This is a genomic window from Nocardia brasiliensis IFM 10847 (assembly GCF_000710915.1).
Taxonomy (GTDB): domain Bacteria; phylum Actinomycetota; class Actinomycetes; order Mycobacteriales; family Mycobacteriaceae; genus Nocardia; species Nocardia brasiliensis_A.
On record NZ_BAUA01000122.1, the window covers coordinates 1 to 17,375 of the forward strand.

The 17,375-nt window shown below is 69.2% G+C and carries 17 protein-coding genes and 1 pseudogene; 13 read left to right on the forward strand and 5 right to left on the reverse strand.

What is annotated here, in order from left to right:
* The 6 genes from NBRGI_RS26360 to NBRGI_RS26385 all read left to right on the forward strand — a co-directional run.
* Positions 1 to 1,264: endolytic transglycosylase MltG (locus NBRGI_RS26360; protein WP_029899903.1), on the forward strand; the 1,264-nt coding region annotated here is incomplete at its 5' end.
* Complete coding sequence (locus NBRGI_RS26365; protein ID WP_029899904.1) at positions 1,254 to 2,072, forward strand: shikimate dehydrogenase; 819 nt, start codon at positions 1,254 to 1,256, stop codon at positions 2,070 to 2,072. The genes NBRGI_RS26360 and NBRGI_RS26365, both read left to right, overlap by 11 nt.
* Positions 2,073 to 2,148: 76 nt before the next feature.
* Positions 2,149 to 2,541: a YciI family protein gene (locus tag NBRGI_RS26370; RefSeq protein WP_029899905.1), complete on the forward strand. Its 393-nt coding sequence runs from the start codon at positions 2,149 to 2,151 to the stop codon at positions 2,539 to 2,541.
* A complete protein-coding gene (locus tag NBRGI_RS26375; RefSeq protein ID WP_029899906.1) occupies positions 2,538 to 3,788 on the forward strand; it encodes an RNA polymerase sigma factor in 1,251 nt (416 codons plus the stop codon). Before NBRGI_RS26370 ends, NBRGI_RS26375 begins: the two co-directional genes overlap by 4 nt.
* Positions 3,789 to 3,836: 48 nt before the next feature.
* Positions 3,837 to 4,304 carry a B-4DMT family transporter gene (locus NBRGI_RS26380; RefSeq protein WP_228836104.1) on the forward strand — a complete coding sequence of 156 codons (468 nt, stop codon included), beginning with the start codon at positions 3,837 to 3,839 and terminating at the stop codon, positions 4,302 to 4,304.
* A gap of 597 nt (positions 4,305 to 4,901) precedes the next feature.
* Positions 4,902 to 5,153 (forward strand): hypothetical protein, encoded by a 252-nt coding sequence (locus NBRGI_RS26385; RefSeq protein ID WP_029899908.1) that lies wholly within the window; start codon positions 4,902 to 4,904, stop codon positions 5,151 to 5,153.
* A gap of 455 nt (positions 5,154 to 5,608) precedes the next feature.
* Here the strand turns inward: NBRGI_RS26385 and aroB are convergent, their stop codons facing one another.
* The 4 genes and pseudogenes from aroB to NBRGI_RS26405 form a co-directional block, all read right to left on the reverse strand.
* On the reverse strand, positions 5,609 to 6,730 hold the full coding sequence (gene aroB, locus NBRGI_RS26390; protein WP_029899909.1) for a 3-dehydroquinate synthase: 1,122 nt from the start codon (positions 6,728 to 6,730) through the stop codon (positions 5,609 to 5,611).
* Positions 6,731 to 7,707: 977 nt separating this feature from the next.
* Positions 7,708 to 8,226 (reverse strand): annotated as a pseudogene (locus NBRGI_RS49235) (shikimate kinase); the annotation flags it as partial.
* Complete coding sequence (aroC, locus tag NBRGI_RS26400; protein WP_200882223.1) at positions 8,223 to 9,443, reverse strand: chorismate synthase; 1,221 nt, start codon at positions 9,441 to 9,443, stop codon at positions 8,223 to 8,225. The pseudogene NBRGI_RS49235 and the gene aroC, both read right to left, overlap by 4 nt.
* Positions 9,444 to 10,066: 623 nt before the next feature.
* The gene (locus NBRGI_RS26405; RefSeq protein ID WP_029899912.1) at positions 10,067 to 10,519 is read right to left on the reverse strand and encodes a prepilin peptidase; all 453 of its coding nucleotides are present in this window, start codon (positions 10,517 to 10,519) and stop codon (positions 10,067 to 10,069) included.
* 236 nt (positions 10,520 to 10,755) lie between these two features.
* On the opposite strand from NBRGI_RS26405, the gene NBRGI_RS26410 reads away from it, so the two are divergent.
* The 7 genes from NBRGI_RS26410 to NBRGI_RS26440 all read left to right on the forward strand — a co-directional run bounded on the left by NBRGI_RS26410 (position 10,756) and on the right by NBRGI_RS26440 (position 16,088).
* Positions 10,756 to 11,883 (forward strand): M24 family metallopeptidase, encoded by a 1,128-nt coding sequence (locus NBRGI_RS26410; protein ID WP_029899913.1) that lies wholly within the window; start codon positions 10,756 to 10,758, stop codon positions 11,881 to 11,883.
* A 48-nt stretch (positions 11,884 to 11,931) separates the two neighbouring features.
* Positions 11,932 to 12,495, forward strand: a complete 564-nt coding sequence (gene efp / locus NBRGI_RS26415) for an elongation factor P (RefSeq protein ID WP_014986478.1) — start codon at positions 11,932 to 11,934, stop codon at positions 12,493 to 12,495.
* A gap of 30 nt (positions 12,496 to 12,525) precedes the next feature.
* Positions 12,526 to 13,035: a transcription antitermination factor NusB gene (gene nusB, locus NBRGI_RS26420; protein ID WP_014986477.1), complete on the forward strand. Its 510-nt coding sequence runs from the start codon at positions 12,526 to 12,528 to the stop codon at positions 13,033 to 13,035.
* Positions 13,032 to 13,289, forward strand: coding sequence for a YciI family protein (locus NBRGI_RS26425; RefSeq protein ID WP_029899914.1), 258 nt, complete (start codon positions 13,032 to 13,034; stop codon positions 13,287 to 13,289). The genes nusB and NBRGI_RS26425 overlap by 4 nt, the downstream gene beginning before the upstream one ends.
* A gap of 368 nt (positions 13,290 to 13,657) precedes the next feature.
* The gene (locus NBRGI_RS26430; protein ID WP_014986475.1) at positions 13,658 to 14,548 is read left to right on the forward strand and encodes a hypothetical protein; all 891 of its coding nucleotides are present in this window, start codon (positions 13,658 to 13,660) and stop codon (positions 14,546 to 14,548) included.
* Positions 14,548 to 15,228: a hypothetical protein gene (locus NBRGI_RS26435; RefSeq protein WP_051728041.1), complete on the forward strand. Its 681-nt coding sequence runs from the start codon at positions 14,548 to 14,550 to the stop codon at positions 15,226 to 15,228. The genes NBRGI_RS26430 and NBRGI_RS26435 overlap by 1 nt, the downstream gene beginning before the upstream one ends.
* A complete protein-coding gene (locus NBRGI_RS26440; protein WP_228836103.1) occupies positions 15,210 to 16,088 on the forward strand; it encodes an inositol monophosphatase family protein in 879 nt (292 codons plus the stop codon). The genes NBRGI_RS26435 and NBRGI_RS26440 overlap by 19 nt, the downstream gene beginning before the upstream one ends.
* 14 nt (positions 16,089 to 16,102) lie before the next feature.
* On the opposite strand, the gene NBRGI_RS26445 is transcribed toward NBRGI_RS26440, so the two are convergent.
* Positions 16,103 to 17,371 (reverse strand): SLC13 family permease, encoded by a 1,269-nt coding sequence (locus NBRGI_RS26445; RefSeq protein ID WP_029899917.1) that lies wholly within the window; start codon positions 17,369 to 17,371, stop codon positions 16,103 to 16,105.
* Between the last annotated feature and the right edge of the window lie 4 nt (positions 17,372 to 17,375).

Here is a 17,375-nt window from a genome sequence, read left to right on the forward strand (position 1 = left end):
CGGTCGCCGGGAAGCGGCGCGGCACGAGGACGACGACGAGCCGGCGGAGGGCACCCGCCGCTCGCGTAGCGCGCAGCGCGGCAAGCGCTCCCGTGCGGCCTCGCGTAAAGCGCAGGAGCGTAAGCGGCGCAGGCGGACGATGTGGTTGGTCGCCGGTGTTTTCGTGGTGCTGTTCGCGGGCGCCGCGGTGTTCGCGGGCATGAAGCTGATCGAAAAGCTCGGCCCGCCCGAGGATTTCGCCGGGCCGGTCGGTCCGATCGCCGTGGTGCAGGTGCACGACGGGGACACCTCACAGCAGATCGCGGCGAGCATGAAGGAAAAAGGCATCGTCGCGAGCACCGGCGCGTTCATCGAAGCGGCCGTGCGCAATTCGAACATGCAGTCGGTGCAGCCGGGCTACTACGCGATCCCGACGCGCAGTCCGGCCGTGCAGGCGGTCGCGGCGCTGGTCGGCAAACAAGCCCGAGTCGGGAACCTGGTGATCCCCGAGGGACGGCTGCTGCACGACCAGTTCGAGGTCGGCACCAACCGGCGCACCGACGGCATCTATCGGATGATGGCCGAGGCCAGCTGCATCGGCATCGGCCCGAACCAGAAGTGCGCGACCTACGAACAACTCGAGGCCGCGGGCTCCAGCGTCGACCTGGCCGCGCTCGGTGTGCCGTCCTGGGCCGCGCAGGGCGTCAAGGACTGCCCGGACCGCACCAGGCAGCTGGAGGGTTTGATCGCCGCGGGCACTTTGGATTTCGATCCGAGCGGTACCCCGGAGCAGATGATCCGCCAGGTCGTCACCGCGAGTGCCAAGAGCTACGAATCCACCGGCCTGCTGCAGTCCGGCGGGGAGACCAAGCTGACGCCGTACCAGACCCTGATCGCCGCGTCGCTCGTCGAACGCGAGGCCAAGCCGCAGGACATGGGCAAGGTCGCGCGGGTGATCGTGAACCGGCTGCGGGTGCCGCAGATGCTGCAGTTCGACTCGACGGTGAACTACGCGCTGGACCGCACCGAGGTGCAGACCACCGACGCCGACCGGGCCGCGGAAACCCCGTGGAACACCTACGCGAAGACCGGTCTGCCCGCGACGCCGATCTCGGCGCCCTCGCTGAACGCGTTGCGCGCCATGGAGAATCCGGAAGTGGGTCCGTGGCTGTACTTCGTGACCGTCGACAAGCAGGGCACCACCCTGTTCACCGACGACTACAAGCAGCACCAGCGCTACATCCAGCAGGCCCAGGCGAGCGGAATCCTCGACAGTGGCCGCTGAACGCAAAGCGGCGGTGCTCGGCAAGCCCATCGCGCACTCCCGCTCGCCGCAACTGCATCTGGCCGCGTACCGCGCGCTCGGACTCGACTGGAGCTACGAGCGCATCGAGTGCACGGCCGAGCAGCTGCCCGGACTGGTCGACGGGCTCGGCCCCGAATGGGTCGGGTTGTCGGTGACCATGCCGGGCAAGGAGGCCGCGCTCGCGCGGGCCGATGAGCGCACCGAGCGGGCGGTGCTGGTCGGTTCGGCCAACACGCTCGTCCGGTGTGACGGTGGTTGGCGGGCCGACTGCACCGACGTGGACGGCGTGCTGGGCGCGTTGCGCGGGGGTGGGGTGGTCGACCTGGACGAGGCGGTGGTGCTCGGGGCCGGCGGCACCGCGCGGCCCGCGCTGCTCGCGTTGTCCGAACTCGGCGCGAAGGCCGTCACGGTGATCGCCCGCGACGCCGGACGGGCAAGTAGCGCACTGGATCTCGCGGAACGGCTCGGCATGAACGCGGCGGTGACCGCGTTCGATCCGGCAGCTCTCGTCGGCCTGTGCGAGCGCGCGGGCGTCGTGGTGAGCACGATTCCGGCCGAAGCCGCCGCCCAGGTGGCCGAAGCCGTCGCGACCGCGCCCGTGGTGCTCGACGCGATCTACAACCCGTGGCCGACGCCGCTCGCCGAGGCGGTCACCCGGGCCGGGCACACGGTGGTCAGCGGACTGCAGATGCTGTTGAACCAGGCCTACGGGCAGGTCGAGCAGTTCACCGGTCGCCCGGCGCCGCGCGCGGAAATGGCCGCGGCATTGGCCAGTCCCGCCGTGTAGACAGCACGCTCTCGGCTCCGACGTTCGGGGTGAGGATGGGTCGGCAGGACCCATCCGCGATGTCGAAGGAGCCTTGATGAAGTACGTGGTGATGATTCACTCCAACCCGCAGCCGTGGGGCCATCCGACGAGTGACTACCTGCCTGAGTACCAGTCGATGACGCAGCAGGAGCGGGATCGATGGGTTTCGGACTTCGAGAAGCTGCTCACCGAGATGCAGGAGAAGGGGGAGCTGATCACCGGGGAGGCGCTGGGTGCGCCCGAGTCGTCGCGGTTGTACCGGTGGGGCGACGGGGCGCCGCTGGCCACCGACGGGCCGTACTCCGAAGCCAAAGAGCACCTCGCCGGGTTCTTCCTGATCGATGTGGAGAGTCAGGCCCGGGCCGAGGAGATCGCCGCGCAGTTCGCCGGTCCGGGCGAGACGATCGAGCTGCGACCCACGATGTGGCCGGGCAGCGACACCGAATGAGCGTGCGGGTGGCGGACGTGTGGCGGCGAGAGTCGCCGTACGTCCTCACCGCTCTGCTGCGCAGGCACGGCGATCTCGGCGACTGCGAAGACGCCGCCCAGGAGGCGGCCGAGGCGGCCGCGGTGCAGTGGGAACGTGATGGTGTGCCGGACAATCCGCGCGGCTGGTTGATTCGCGTCGCGTCGCGGCGGTTGATCGATCGGGTGCGGGCCGACGCGGCGCGGGCCGGTCGGGAAACGGCGGTGGCCGTCGCGCAGCCGGGCGACGCGTACGTCGTGCCGTCGGCCGATCAGACGTGGATCGGCGACGAAGACGACACGATGCGGTTGCTGCTGCTCTGCTGCCATCCGAGTCTGAGCAGGCCCTCGCAGGTCGCGTTGACCTTGCACGCGGTGTGCGGCCTCGGCACCGGTCAGATCGCGGCCGCCTATCTGGTGCCGGAACGCACCATGGCGCAACGGCTCTCGCGAGCACGGTCCACCCTGCGCGGCGCGGGTGCGGTGTTCGAACTGCCCGGCGTGGCGGAGTTGCCCGCGCGCATCGCGTCCGTACTGGACGTGTGCCACCTGCTGTTCACCGAGGGGCATACGCGCTCGGCCGGGGGCGCGCTGGTGGATTCGAGCCTGACCGACGAGGCGATCCGCCTCACCCGGCAACTGCACGCCGCCATTCCGGAACACGACGAGGTCGCGGGGGCGCTCGCGTTGATGCTGCTCACGCACGCGCGTGTGGCGGCGCGGACCGACGACGGCAATCTGGTCCCACTCGCCGAGCAGGATCGTTCCCGCTGGGACCGGGCCTTGATCGCGGAGGGCGTCGCCATCCTGGAGCGGGTGCTGCCGCGCGGTCACGTCGGGCGGTTCCAGTTGCAGGCCGCCATCGCCGCGGTGCACGCGGAAGCGCCGACCTGGGTGAGCACCGACTGGCGGCAGATCAGCATCCTGTACGCCATGCTCGACCAGGTCGCGCCCAGTTCGATCGTCACGCTGAACCGCGCGGTGGCCGTCGGCATGGCTTTCGGCCCCGACCAGGGTCTGGCGCTGATCACGCCGTTGCTCGACGATCCGGCCATGCGTCGTCACCATCGGACGCACGCGGTACGCGCGCACCTGCTCGAAATGAGCGGTGACGAGACCGCGGCCCTGGAGAGCTATCGGCAGGCGGCACGACTGACCGTCAGCGTGCCCGAACAGCGCTACCTCAACGACCGGATGCGCCGCCTCGTTGCCGACCGGCCAGAAAACTGATACCGGTTCTAGTTTGGTTCGGTGAGACGCGGGGTTATGGTGGTGCGCATGAATGCTTGGGTGTTGCGGGCGATCGTGCTCGGCGCGCTGGTCGTCTTCCTGCGCGCGGTGCTCGGGTTCGCGATGGTGTACTGGCCGACCCACGGGGTCTGGATGCGGGCGCTCTGCCTGATCGTTCTGCTGGCGGCCATCGTGTACTGGGGTTTCCTGGACGGACGCAAGGACCGCACGGCCAACCCCAACCCCGAGTACGGCACCGACCTGACCCTCCTGTGGTTGAAGGCCGCGGTCGCGGCGGGCCTCGGCAGCGGCCTGAGCGCCTGGATCCTCGACTGGCTGCCGAAGTTCGACCTCGGCGACAACGGTCTGCTCTTCGAACTCACCGCCGGCGCGGCATTCATCGTGCTGCTGGTCTTCATCCCCGCCCTGATCGGCGTCGGGATCGGACGCGGGTTGGCCGATCGGCGGTCGGCGAAGGTATCGGCTGAGCCGACACCGGTGAGTACGGGCGTCTGACCGCCGCGGTCCGGCCGAAGCCCGCGGAAGTGCTCTCTCGTGTGCTCCACTCGAGCTGGACAGCTGATCACCAGGTAACGGTGGCGTGGACCTCTCGGCTGATGCCGCCACCATTTACCTCGTGATCGGTTGACCAAGACGTGAGTCCCTGATCGACCCCGCGTGAAGGCGCGGATGGGTCTGGCGCGATGTGCCGCTGGGGGATGAAGTCCTACGGGTACTGCGTTTGATGCACCGTGCTGCCAACTTTGTGACGTTCTGCCGCCGGTCATGGGTTGGCGGCGGTGGCCGTGCTGCGGGCTTCGTGACGTTTGCCGTCGGTCGCGGGTTGGCGGCGGGGGTGTGCTGCGGGCTTCGTGACGTTCTGCCGCCGGTCGCGGTTTGGCGGCGGTGGCGTGCTGCGACATCTTGACGTTCTGCCTCGACAGCTGTGGCGCGCTGCCACTGCCACCTTCGTGACGTTCTGCCATCGGTCGCCGGGCAGGTAGCGGCGGCATGCTGCCAACTTCGTGCCTCATCGTTGAGTGCGCCCCCTGCTTCTCTGACGTAAGCGATAACGTGTTGTCATTCAACGGATTTCACCTGGGGAGGACTTTCATGATCACTCGAATCGGGGTCGCCGCCGCGATGGCGATCGCTGCGTCCGCGGTCGTGCTGGGCGGACAGGCGAGCGCGCAAAACGGTTGTTCGTCCGCCGCGCCGCACTGGAACTGGGTGTGCGTGCCCGCCGGCTCGAACGTCACCCTGTCGTACTGTCTGAAGAACAAGGACGAGTGGGGGAAGCCGGGCGAGTGCGTCGCGCGGAACGACGGCAACGGACGGTACGACCTCTGGATCTCCAACTACTGAGTCCGCACAGAAGGGACGGCGCATCCCGGTCGATCGGGGTGCGCTGGTGCCAGCTGCTGTTGGATTCCGTTAGGGCTGTTCGGTTTTCAGCACGGCGTCGAGCACATCGCGGCAGTGTCGAGCCGAGTAAGACTGTCTCGGGTTGTCCGGCATACGGATCGGCGATGCGGCCCGTCGGCAGGCCGGGCCGGTAGGCCGCGTTGTGGCCGCATGCTCGGGCGACGGTGGCCGGCAGTGCGTCGATGGTATTGCGCTGGTTGACAGCAGTCAGCAGCACCAGTCGGTCGCGCTGCCGCGCACGGATTGGTGTGGCTGGGCATGATTGCCGCGCGCAGTTTGGCGCCCCGCGCATGGATTTGTCGGCGAATTTGTGCGCGGGACGCCAATGTGTGCGCGGGCTGCGGTTGTGTGCGCGGGACGCCATTGCGTGCGCGGACTGCGGTTGCGGGCGCGCCCTACAGCAGGATGCCGCCGGTGTTGGGCATGCCTTCGCGGGCGATCGCGGAGTAGGCGGCGGCGAGCAGGGTCGGGTCGGGGCCCTCGAGCCGGCCGGGTTTGGCGAGGCCGTCGAGAACGACGAAGCGCAGCACGCCCGAGCGGGTCTTCTTGTCGGTCTGCATCGAGTCCAGCAGTTGGGGCAGGGCGTCGGCGTCGTAGCTGACCGGGAGGCCGACACTTTCCAGGACCGCGCGATGCCGGTCCGCGGTGGCGTCGTCGAGGCGGCCCGCGAGACGGCCGAGTTCGGCGGCGAAGACCAGGCCGACGGACACCGCGGCCCCGTGCCGCCACCGGTAGCGCTCGCGACGCTCGATCGCGTGCCCGAGCGTGTGACCGTAGTTGAGGATCTCGCGGAGGCTGGACTCCTTCAGGTCGGCGGCGACGACATCGGCCTTGACTTGGATCGCGCGCCGGATCAGCTCGGGCAGTACGTCGCCCTTCGGGTCGAGCGCGGCCTCGGGATCGCGCTCCACCAGTTCGAGGATCACCGGATCGGCGATGAAACCGGCCTTGATGATCTCGGCCATGCCCGCGACGATCTCGTTGCGCGGCACCGTCTCCAGCGTCGCCAGGTCGACGAGCACCGCGGCGGGTTCGTGGAAGCAACCCACGAGGTTCTTGCCCGCCTCGGTGTTGATCCCGGTCTTACCGCCGACCGCCGCGTCCACCATCGCCAGCAGGGTGGTCGGCACGTGCACGATCTGGACGCCGCGCATCCAGGTGGCGGCGACGAAACCGGCCAGGTCGGTGGCCGCGCCACCGCCGAGGCTCACCACGACATCGTTGCGGGTCAAGCCGATCCGGCCGAGCACCTCCCAGCAGAACCCGGCGACCGCCAATTCCTTACCGGCCTCCGCGTCCGGAATCTCGATGCGGTGCGCGTCGAGACCGGTGTCGGCCAACGACTTACGCACCGCCTCGGCGGTTTCGGCGAGCGGCGGCTGGTGGAAGATCGCCACCGTCCGCACGCCCTTCGTCGCGCCGCTGACCGACTCGACGAGTTCACCGAGCAACCCGCGGCCGATGATCACCGGATACGGGTCGGCGGTACGAACTTCGATACGACTCGGCTCATTCACGACTACTGCTCCGATTCTGTAGTTGCTTGTTGCTGTTTCCGTGCCCGAACCCGCGCCCGGCGAGCCCGCGCCCGCCGCGCCCGCCCACTCGACCCACCGGCACCGGACTCCTCCGGGCTACCGGACTGCTCGTCCGATACGCCCCCTTCGGTCGCCCGGGCAGCGTTGCCCGCCCGGGCCGCATTGCCTGCTCTGGCTGTGTCGCCCGCCCCGCCCGCGTCGCGCGTGCCGCCCGCGTCGCGCGTGCCGCCCGCGTCGCGTGCACTACCCGCGCTGGGTGCGTCGGTCGTGCTGATCGTGGTGCCCGCGCCACTTGCGTTGCTGCCGCCGACCGCGCCGCGCGTGCCAGCTGGCTTGTTCACTCCGCCAACGCTGCCTGCACCACCCGCGCCACCCGCCCCGATCGCGTCGACTGAGTCGCTTGTGCTGCTCGCGCTATTCGTGCCAGTCGGCCGGTTCACTCCGTCGGCGTCGCTCAGGCTGCCCGCGCCGGTCGCGTTGGCCGTGTCGCCTGAGTTGCTCGCGCCACTCGGGCCACTCGCGCTGCCTGCGCCACTCCGGCGGCTTTCTTCGCTCGCGCCGGTCCGTTCGACGGTGCTCGTTGACGCTGTCGGGGGGCCGGCGGGGCGGCGTGCGCGCCATCGGCGGGTCAGTGGGCCTTCGGGCTTCGTGGGGGAGGTGTCGGTGGGTGAGTTTTGTTCTGGGGTGGCATTTTTCGATGATGTGGCGCGACGGGATCGCCAGCTGCGGGCGGTCGGGGTCGTGCCGGATTTGCCGGTGGGCGCCGACGGTGTGTCGGTGGTTTCGGGTTGGGTCAGGCCGGCTGCGCGGCGGGCCGCGGCTCGGGCGCGGGCGCGGCGGCGGGCGCGGGAGCGGCTGCTGCCCTGCGGTTTCGCGGTGTCTGTCGCGTTCTCGACCGGAGGCAGTGTGGCGGGGGCGGATGCGGTTCCGGTATCGGGGTGCACTGGTTCGAGGCCGAGCTTGGCGAGCACCATTTTGACCACTCGGCCGGGGCTGCGGCCATCGGTGCGCACCCGGACGGTGGCCACCTCGCGGTAGAGCGGGCGGCGCTTGCGCATCAGCTCGCGGTATTTGGCGGCGGGATCGGCGCCGTTGAGCAGCGGCCGGCTCGTGCTCGCGCCGGTCCGCCGAAGTCCTTCGCCCACACTGATTTCCAGGTAGACGACGGTGCGGTTGCGCAGCAGTGCCCTGGTGTCCTTGGACAGCACGGCACCGCCGCCGAGTGAGACGACACCGCGTTCGGCGAGGATGGCGCGCCGCACCACCCGTTCCTCGATGCGGCGGAACTCGGGCTCGCCGTCGGTCGCGAAGATCTCGGGGATGGTGCGTCCGGTCTCGCGTTCGATGCCCGCGTCGGTGTCGTAGAGTTCGACGCCGAGTTCTTTCGCGAGCTTGCGGCCGATCGTCGATTTCCCCGCGCCGGGCGGTCCGACCAGCACCACGCGCGGCGCGCGCGGATCGGTCTGCACGATCATTGTGGGCTGGTGTCGGCGGGGGTGAGGTGCGGGCGGGAGCTGATCCGCTTGACGTAACTGGTGATGTTCTCCAGGGTCTCGCTGATCGAGTCGCCGCCGAACTTCTCCAGCGCGGCCTGCGCGACCACGAGCGCGACCATGGATTCGGCGACTACACCCGCGGCGGGCACCGCGCACACGTCGGACCGCTGATGGATCGCGACGGCTTCCTCACCGGTGGTCATGTCGACGGTGGCCAGCGCCTTCGGCACGGTCGAGATCGGCTTCATCGCGGCACGCACGCGCAGCGCTTCGCCGTTGGTCATGCCGCCCTCGAGGCCGCCCGCGCGGTTGGTGGACCGCAGCACGCCGTCGGGGCCGGGCCGCATCTCGTCGTGCGCCTGGCTGCCCCGCCTGCGCGCGGTCTCGAAACCGTCGCCGACCTCGACGCCCTTGATGGCCTGAATGCCCATGAGCGCCGCGGCGAGTCGCGAGTCGAGGCGGTCCGCGCCGCTGATGAACGAGCCGAGTCCGACCGGCAGGCCGTCGACGACCACCTCGACGACGCCACCGAGGGTGTCGCCGTCCTTCTTCGCGGCTTCGATCTCGGCGATCATCGCGGCTTCGGCGTCCTTGTCGAACGCGCGCACCGGGCTCTCGTCGATGGCCGCGAGGTCGGCCGCGGTCGGGACCACGCCGGTGCTGTTCTGCGCCGTGCCGATCGAGACGACGTGCGAGACGACCTCGACGCCGAACGCCTGGCGTAGGAAGTTGCGTGCCACGGTGCCCGCGGCCACCCGCGCCGCGGTCTCCCGGGCGCTGGCGCGTTCGAGCACGTTGCGGGCGTCGTCGAAGCCGTACTTGAGCATGCCGGAGTAGTCGGCGTGCCCGGGGCGGGGGCGGGTGAGCGGGGCGTTGCGGGCCAGGTCGGCGAGTTCGGCCGGGTCGACCGGGTCGGCGGACATGACCGTCGTCCACTTCGGCCATTCCGAGTTGGCCACCTCGATCGCGACCGGTCCGCCCATGGTGCGCCCGTGCCGGACGCCGCCGATGATGGTCACCTTGTCGGCCTCGAACTTCATCCGGGCACCACGCCCATAGCCCAGCCGGCGGCGCGCCAACTGCGCGGAAATCTCGTCGGACGTCACCTCGACTCCGGCCACCATCCCTTCGAGGAGGGCGACGAGAGCGGGACCATGGGATTCTCCGGCAGTTATCCAGCGCAACACGTGCTCCATCTTCCCATGTGGACGCCCCAGGACCGGCACGCGGCCCGCCGTGATGGCAGGCACGTTCGCCCGGTGTCACACCGACCCGCAGTTGAACCCCGCGATTGGCATAGAGGTGCTGGGCGCGACAGGTGTCGTACCCGGCTGTAGGCGCGCGTCGGATGGACGGTGTCGACTTCCAGCGTGGTCATCTCGCCGTGGTGCCGTTTTCGGGAGTGATTCGCCGGGTCGTCAGCGGTAACGACCGGGCGGCGTTGCGCCTCGGCGTGTTTCACCGCACGAGTCGGGACCGCACAGACCTTCTACATGGTTCACAGGACCTACAACCCCTGTGAACCGTACGAACTCTCTGTGAACCCCCATCTATCGTCGCTTGGTCCACTCGCCCGTGCCCCAGTCGCGATCAAACGCACCCCTACTGCGTTCCCGCACCCGCTATGGCTGGCCGCAGCGGCACACCGGCCGCAGCGGGTGCGGGAGCACGAATCTGGTGCGGGAAACCAAGGACCCTGGTGGCCCGAGCCGGTGGCGGCTGGGTCCGGCACGGCGTGGTCAGGCGCAAGCCGGGAAATCCGGCCGTGCCTGCCCTTCGCGCGCGCCGATGCGAGCGCCCCGCTCGATGCCGGGTCCGCTCAGTTGACGTGGGCGACCGCCAGGGCGGTGAGTGTGGATAGGCACATTGCGGGGGCGTGCGGTAGGGGAGGGGGCCGGATGGCGGGTGTTCGGATGCGGCGGGTGACCAGCAGGGCGAGGCCGACAATGGCGGTGAGCACTGGCGCCCCCAGGGCGGCGAGTATCCAGGCTTGACCACCCCCGAGGGCGGCGGCCGCGCCGAGCGGGACCGCGAGCTTCACGTCCCCCGCGCCGAACGCTGCGGGGGCGAGTAGGTGGATCACGAGATACGGGAGTGCGAGTAGGCCTGCGCCCAGCAACGCGGCTGTGAATTGTGTTGTGGACAGGGCATATCCGAGGACCGCGAGGGCGCCCGAACCGGTCAGTTCGTTCGGCAGTCGCCGGTGCCGGAGATCGCTGACGCTCAGCACCGCACACCACGCGAGGAGGGCGGCGAACGCGAGGAAAGTCATGTCGTCCAGCCTTGTCCGATCGCGCCCCGGGATCACCCCTCGGGCACGGAATGGGGACAACTTTTCCGGATGTGAACACCCGGCACGTCGCATGCCGACCGGTATGTGTAAATCGATGAGCGGCAACGGAATTCCGGCACGCCGCGGCATCGAAACGGCGACGGGTCAGCGTCCGGGCAGCGCTCGGTACACGTGTTGTATATGGCCATTCGGCGTGTCGGCGGTAGCTTTGACACATGTGTGCTGATCACGTGGGCCATGCACCCGACTACGCCGCGCGGCGTGGCGCGCTGCGGAGTCTGCTGGTGGAGAACGGAGTGGACGGTCTGCTGGTCACCGATCTGGTGAACCTCAGGTACCTCACCGGCTTCACCGGCTCCAACGCGGCGCTGCTGGTGCACTCCTGGGATATGCGCAATGCCGAAGAACGCACGGTCATCGGCACCGACGGCCGCTATCGGACCCAGGTCGCCGAGCAGGTGCCCGATCTGCGCGCCGAAATCGCCAAGGCGACCGCCCGCCGGATCATCGAGCTGGCCGGGGAATGGCAGCTCGGCCGGATCGGCTACGAGAGCCACATCGTCACGGTGGATCAGCATCGCGGGTTCGTCGAGCAGCGCACCGGGCTCGAGTTCGTCGCCACCCCCGGCCTGGTCGAGCAGCTGCGGATGGTCAAGGACGCCTACGAGGTGGAGCAACTGCGCGCGGCCTGCACAGCGGGTGACGCGGGCCTGGCGACCCTGCTCGAGCGCGGCGGTCTGCGGCCGGGCCGCACCGAACGACAGGTCGCCCGGGATCTGGAATGGGCGATGTTCGAGCACGGCGCGGAGGCGGTGTCGTTCGAGACCATCGTCGCGGCGGGCGCGAATTCGGCAGTCCCGCACCATCGGCCCACCGAGGCGGTGCTGGCCGCCGGTGACTTCGTCAAGCTCGACTTCGGCGCGACGGTCGGCGGCTACCACTCGGATATGACCCGCACCTTCGTCCTCGGCGCGCCCAGTGACTGGCAGCGCGAGGTGTACGAGCTGGTGCGCGCCGCGCAGCAGGCCGGGTGCGCGGCGTTGCGGCCGGGCGCGAAGACCGCCGACGTGGACGCCGCGTCGCGGACTGTGATCGAGGCCGCGGGGCACGGGGCGCTGTTCGTGCACGGCCTCGGTCACGGGGTCGGGCTGCAGATCCATGAAGCGCCCGGACTCGCGAAAAACGGAACCGGTACACTTCTGTCTGGCGTGGCGGTGACCGTCGAACCTGGTGTGTACTTTCCCGGCCGCGGCGGGGTCCGGATCGAGGACACGCTCGTGGTGCGCGAAGGGGGCCCGGAGCTGCTCACCAACACCGGCAAAGACCTGACCGTCGTCGACTGACGCCGGTTCGACCCCCATGTTGTTTACGAACTAGGAGATCCGAGGACAGTGGCGGACACCAGCGACTTCAAGAACGGCCTTGTGCTGAAGATCGACGGTCAGCTTCAGCAGATCGTCGAATTCCAGCACGTCAAGCCGGGCAAGGGCCCCGCCTTCGTGCGGACCAAGCTGAAGAACGTGCTGTCCGGCAAGGTCGTCGACAAGACCTTCAACGCCGGCGTCAAGGTGGAGACCGCCACCGTCGATCGGCGGGACATGACCTACCTGTACCACGACGGTTCGGACTACGTCTTCATGGACGGCGACACCTTCGACCAGATCTCCATCTCCGAGCAGACCATCGGCCCCGGCGCCCGGTTCCTGCTGGAGAACATGACCGTGCAGGTCGCCACGCACGAGGGCGCCCCGCTCTACGTCGAGCTCCCGGTGACGGTCGAGCTCGAGGTGCAGCACACCGACATCGGCCTGCAGGGCGACCGCTCCACCGGCGGCACCAAGCCGGCCACCCTGGAGACCGGCGCCGAGGTGCAGGTCCCGCTGTTCATCAACACCGGCGACAAGCTGCGCATCGACTCGCGCGACGGCAGCTACCTCGGCCGGGTCAACGCCTGATCGCCGCGCGCGAGCAGGATAATGGTGACTGTGGCTGAACAGCCGTTGGACAAGAAGTCCACGTTCAAGAAGCTCGGCACGCGCCACAAGGCGCGGCGCCGGGCCGTCGACCTGCTCTTCGAGGCAGAGGCGCGCGACGTGGACCCGGCCGACCTGCTCGACGAGCGGACCGAGCTGGCGACGCGCGACCAGGCGGTCGCGCCGGTGCACGCTTACACCCACACGCTGGTAGAGGGCGTCGCCGACGACCTCGACCGGGTGGACGGCACCATCGAGTCGTATCTGAAGGATTGGGAGCTGTCCCGGCTGCCCGCCGTCGACCGCGCCATTCTGCGCATCGCGGTGTGGGAGTTGTTCCACGCCAACGATGTTCCGCCGGTCGTCGCGGTGGACGAGGCGGTGGAGCTGGCCAAGGAGCTGTCCACCGACGACTCGCCGTCGTTCGTCAACGGCGTGCTCGGCCAGGTGGTGCTGGTGGCGCCGCAGGTCCGGGCCGCGGCGGCGGCGACCCGCGCGCCGCGTCCGGAGCCCGAGGCGTGAAGAAGTTCCTCGTGCTGGCGATGCGCACGCCCCGTTTCGATCCGGCCGTGATCGCGCCGCACAAGCAGTTCCTGAAAGATCTGGGCGCGCAGCTGGTGGAGAGCGCCAAGTTCGGTGACGGGACCGGCGGCGCGTACTTCGTGACCGCCGAAAACCTCGACGCGGCAAAGGCGCTCGCGTTCGCCGATCCGGTGCACACCACCGGGTCCTCGAATGTGACCGTCTACGAGTGGGAACCGACGACCCCCGCGTAACGCGCTCCGCACGCACCCCTGCCGATTCTCCGCACCCGTTCCGGTCCACCGCAGCGGGCGCGGGAAACAGTAGGGGTGCGTTTGTGTTCGAGCCCGTACGCTCCCGCCGGGGGTGTACGGGAACCGGCGGGAGCGGGCCGCCCGGATCGCCGGGCATCCGGCCGCCGAGTGTTCTCTGCGGCCGGTTGCCATCCTGGTAGCTCAACCGCACTCGAGGTCAAGCAGGCGGACTGTGCCGTGGGCCACCCGTGCCGGTCAACCGCGGCCGTGCGACCATGCCATGGACGTCCGTTGGCGCGCACGACTTCTCGTTTCCCTCGTCCGGAGCGATTCGGGCCGCCTATTCTGGTGGAAACGCAGGGGAGCGCATGGCACGGTTTCTGATCTGGTTCCGCAACAACGTCGACGGTTCTTTCGCGGTGCTCCTCGCGATCACCGTGGGGTTGCTGCAGTTCCTCGACGTCATCGGCACCGACCAGGTGAACGCGGCGATGCTGCTGGTGCTCGGCTTGGTCGCGATCACGCTGCTGCGCGATCGGCATCTGTCGGCGAAGGCGGTGCGCGACGCGACCTCGGTGCATCTGCTGTACGGGCCCGAGATCGGCCACGCGCACACCCTCGCCCGGCGCGGCACCGAGCAGTGGATGTTCAAGGGCGGCACCGGAACCTACATTCGCGCGGTCACCTTGCGCGAATGCGTGGAGAACGCCCGGCGCGAACAGCGCCCGCTGCGTGTGCAATTGGAGATCCTGGACCCCACCGACGAGCAGCTGTGCAAGACCTACGCGCAGTTCCGTTCCTCGCTGCAGCCCGAGGCCGACCGCACCGGTGAGCTGTGGACCACCGAGCGCACCCGCAAGGAGGCGTACGCGACGGTGCTCGCGGGCTGCTGGTATCGGCAGCGGTTCACCTTCCTCACCATCGATATCGGGTTGTCGGCGGTGATGACGACTTTCCGCTGGGATCTGTCCTCCAGTTGCGTCATTGTCACGCAGGACAATCCGAACACGCCCGCCATGATGTTCGAGCGGGACAAGCCCTATTACCGCGATTTCAATCGCGAGCTGGTCGCCAGTTTCAAGCAGACCAAGCAGGTTCCGCTGAGCCGCACGGAGGAACTGCCGCTGTCCGACGAGCCGACCGTGGACCAGGTCCGGGGCGTGTTCCAGACGTTGGGTCTGGAGTTACCGGCCGCTTTCACCGATCGCGACGTCGCCGACATCGTGCGTCGCGCGCTGCAGCCCAGGAATCCGTACTGATGAACGAATACGCCCGACTACGCACGCTGCTCGCCGCGCAGGACGCCGCAAATGCGGTGCGCCGCTGGGCTCGTGACGTATTGGCGGGCGTCGTCGACGGTAGTTCCGCGCTGACCGCCGTGCGGCATCCGTTGGGGTTCTTGTGTTTTCCGGTGTGGCGCGGGGAGGGCCTCGGCGTGTGCGTGCACGTCTGGACCGAGGGCGGTCACGCCGAGCCGACCACCTCGCCGATGCACGCGCACAGCTGGGATCTGCTCAGCACCGTGCTGTACGGCACGGTGGGCAACGAGATCCTCGAAATCGACAGTGCCCCCGCACGTCCCACGCATCGCCTGTTCGAGATCCAGAGTGCCGCGGACGGTGACCTGGTGCGCGCGACCCAACGTCTGGTCACCTACCGCACTCGTTCCCGGGAGGAGTTCCGCGCGGGCGAGGTCTACACCCTGCCGCACGGCGCGTTCCACGTGTCCGATGTGCGCGGTGCGGCGGCGACCGTGGTATTGGGCGAGGACAACCGCGGCCACCCCGACCTGTCCCTCGGCACGCTCGCCACCCCCGACCACTGGGTGTACCGAACCCCCTGTACCCCAGCCGAATCCCGCAGCGCCGCACAAACCGTGCTCGATCATCTGCGCACTCGACCGAACCAACTGGAGAACCGATGCGAACAGGCGACGTGATGCATCAGGTGCTGCCCGGCACGCTGCTGGACGTGGCCGCGGACGTCGCGGTCACCGCCGCGGTCGAAGCGGGCCGTGCGATCCGGGACGGTCTGCTCGGGGCGCTGACCGTCAGCACCAAGGACGCCAGCGGTGACGTGGTGACAGACCTGGACCTGCGGGCCGAGCGGATCATCCTCGGTCACATCCGGCGCGTTTTCCCGCAGCATCGCATCCTCGCCGAGGAATCGGGCGTGCTCGACAGCGCCGACGATGCCTGGTGCTGGGTGGTCGATCCGCTGGACGGGACCAACAACATCACGATCGGGCTGCCCGTCTGCACGGTCGGTATCGCGCTGTGTCACAACGGGACTCCGGTCGTCGGGGTGGTGCACGAGCCGATCGCCGGGCGCACCTGGACGGCGGTGCGCGGGCGCGGCGCCACCGGGCCGAACGGGCCGCTCGTACCGTCGGCGCCCCGGCCCAGTGCGGCTCCGGTTTTCGCGTGGCTCCAGGGTTACCCCGTCACCCGCACCGATTCGACCGCCCGCGCACTGCGGCTGACGTTGGAATCGTCCTCGCGCCGCCTGATCCAGCTCTGGTCACCGCTGCTGTGCTGGGTCATGTTGAGCAGCGGCGATATCGACGGCTTCGTCGGCTATCGGGCGGGGCTGGTCGACCTTCCTGCCGGTGCGTTGCTCGCCCGCGAATCAGGAATGCACATCACCGATTTCGCGGGCACGGCGCTCGACGAGCGTCTGGACCTGCCGACGGGCGAGGTGGACTTCATCGCCGGTGGCCCTGCCGTGCTGCCCGAGCTGACCCTACTGGTCAAATCGGCCAGTGCGGTGCGGGTGACGGGGCTGCCGGGGCCGGGATAGGCTCGCGCCCACCGTCATCCGGCGACGAGCAGGGCCGCGACCGCGCCGACGGTACCGAGCAGGGCGAGCCCGAACCCGGTGAGCACGAAGCGCAGCATCGGGACGCGCACGTTGTGCGTGCGGCAGAATTCGAGGCAGAGCAGGGTGGCCAGGGACGCCCACGGCGTCACCACCGGCCCGATGTTGGTACCGATGAGCAGGGCCAGCAGCTGATCGTGATTCCCGGCGGGCACCACCGCCTCACCCGCGGTATACGCGGGCAGGTTGTTGGCGATATTCGACAGCGCCGCGCCCGCGCCTGCCGCGCGCAACGCGCCTGCCGCGCCCGAGTCGTCACCGATCAAGGTGTGCATCAGGTCCGAGAGCCCGAGCCTGCCGAGGGTGGGCACCACCAGGAACAGGCCGACGACGAAAACCAGCAGCTGCCAGGGAATCAGCGACCACCGCAGGGATCGGCGGTCGAATACCGCGAAGGCCAGTACCGCGATGGCGGCGGCGATGGTCGCGGCGATGCCGATGCTGTCGCCGACGAACGGGATCGCGAAGATGAAGAGCAAACAGGCGCCGGCCGTGGTGTACAGCAGCGCACGTTCTTTCGCGTTCGCGGGGCGCACCGGATCGGGCGGCAGGTACCGGTCGGTGTCGCGCCTGCCTCGCCGCCAGTACCACAGCCACAGGCACAGCATCGTCGCCGCGATCGAAATCAGCTGGGGCGCCCACATTTTCGCGGCGAATTCGGTCGCGGTCAGCGCGACCCGGTCGGCGGCGAGCAGGTTGGTGAGATTGGAGACCGGCAGCAGCAGACTGGCCGTGTTGGCGAGCCAGAGCGTGGTCATGGCCAGCGGGAGCGGCGGGATGCGGGCGGGCGCGGCCAGCGCAAGCATCACCGGGGTGATCAGCACGGCGGTCGTGTCGAGATTGAGCAGGATGGTGGTCGCCGAGGCGAACAGGACGCACAGCAGGAACAGCGCCGGATAATAGCCGCGCCCGAGAATGGCGAGCCGGTGCGCGATCACATCGAACACCTTGGCCTGCCGGGTGAGCTCGGCCAGCACGATCACGCTGCCGAGAAACAGCAGCAGCGGACCGATCCGGCGCATGTTGTCCGCGGCTTCGGCCCTGGGCAGCAGTCCGGTCAGCACGCAGAGCACACCGGCGACGAGCAGCGCGATCCGGACCCAATCCAGCACGCTGAGGCCCCAGCGGGGCCGCTGGGCGGCCGCCCGCGGGTGCGGCGGGATGTTGCGCTCGGGGGAGTCGACCTGTTCGGGCACGACTGCCATGCTA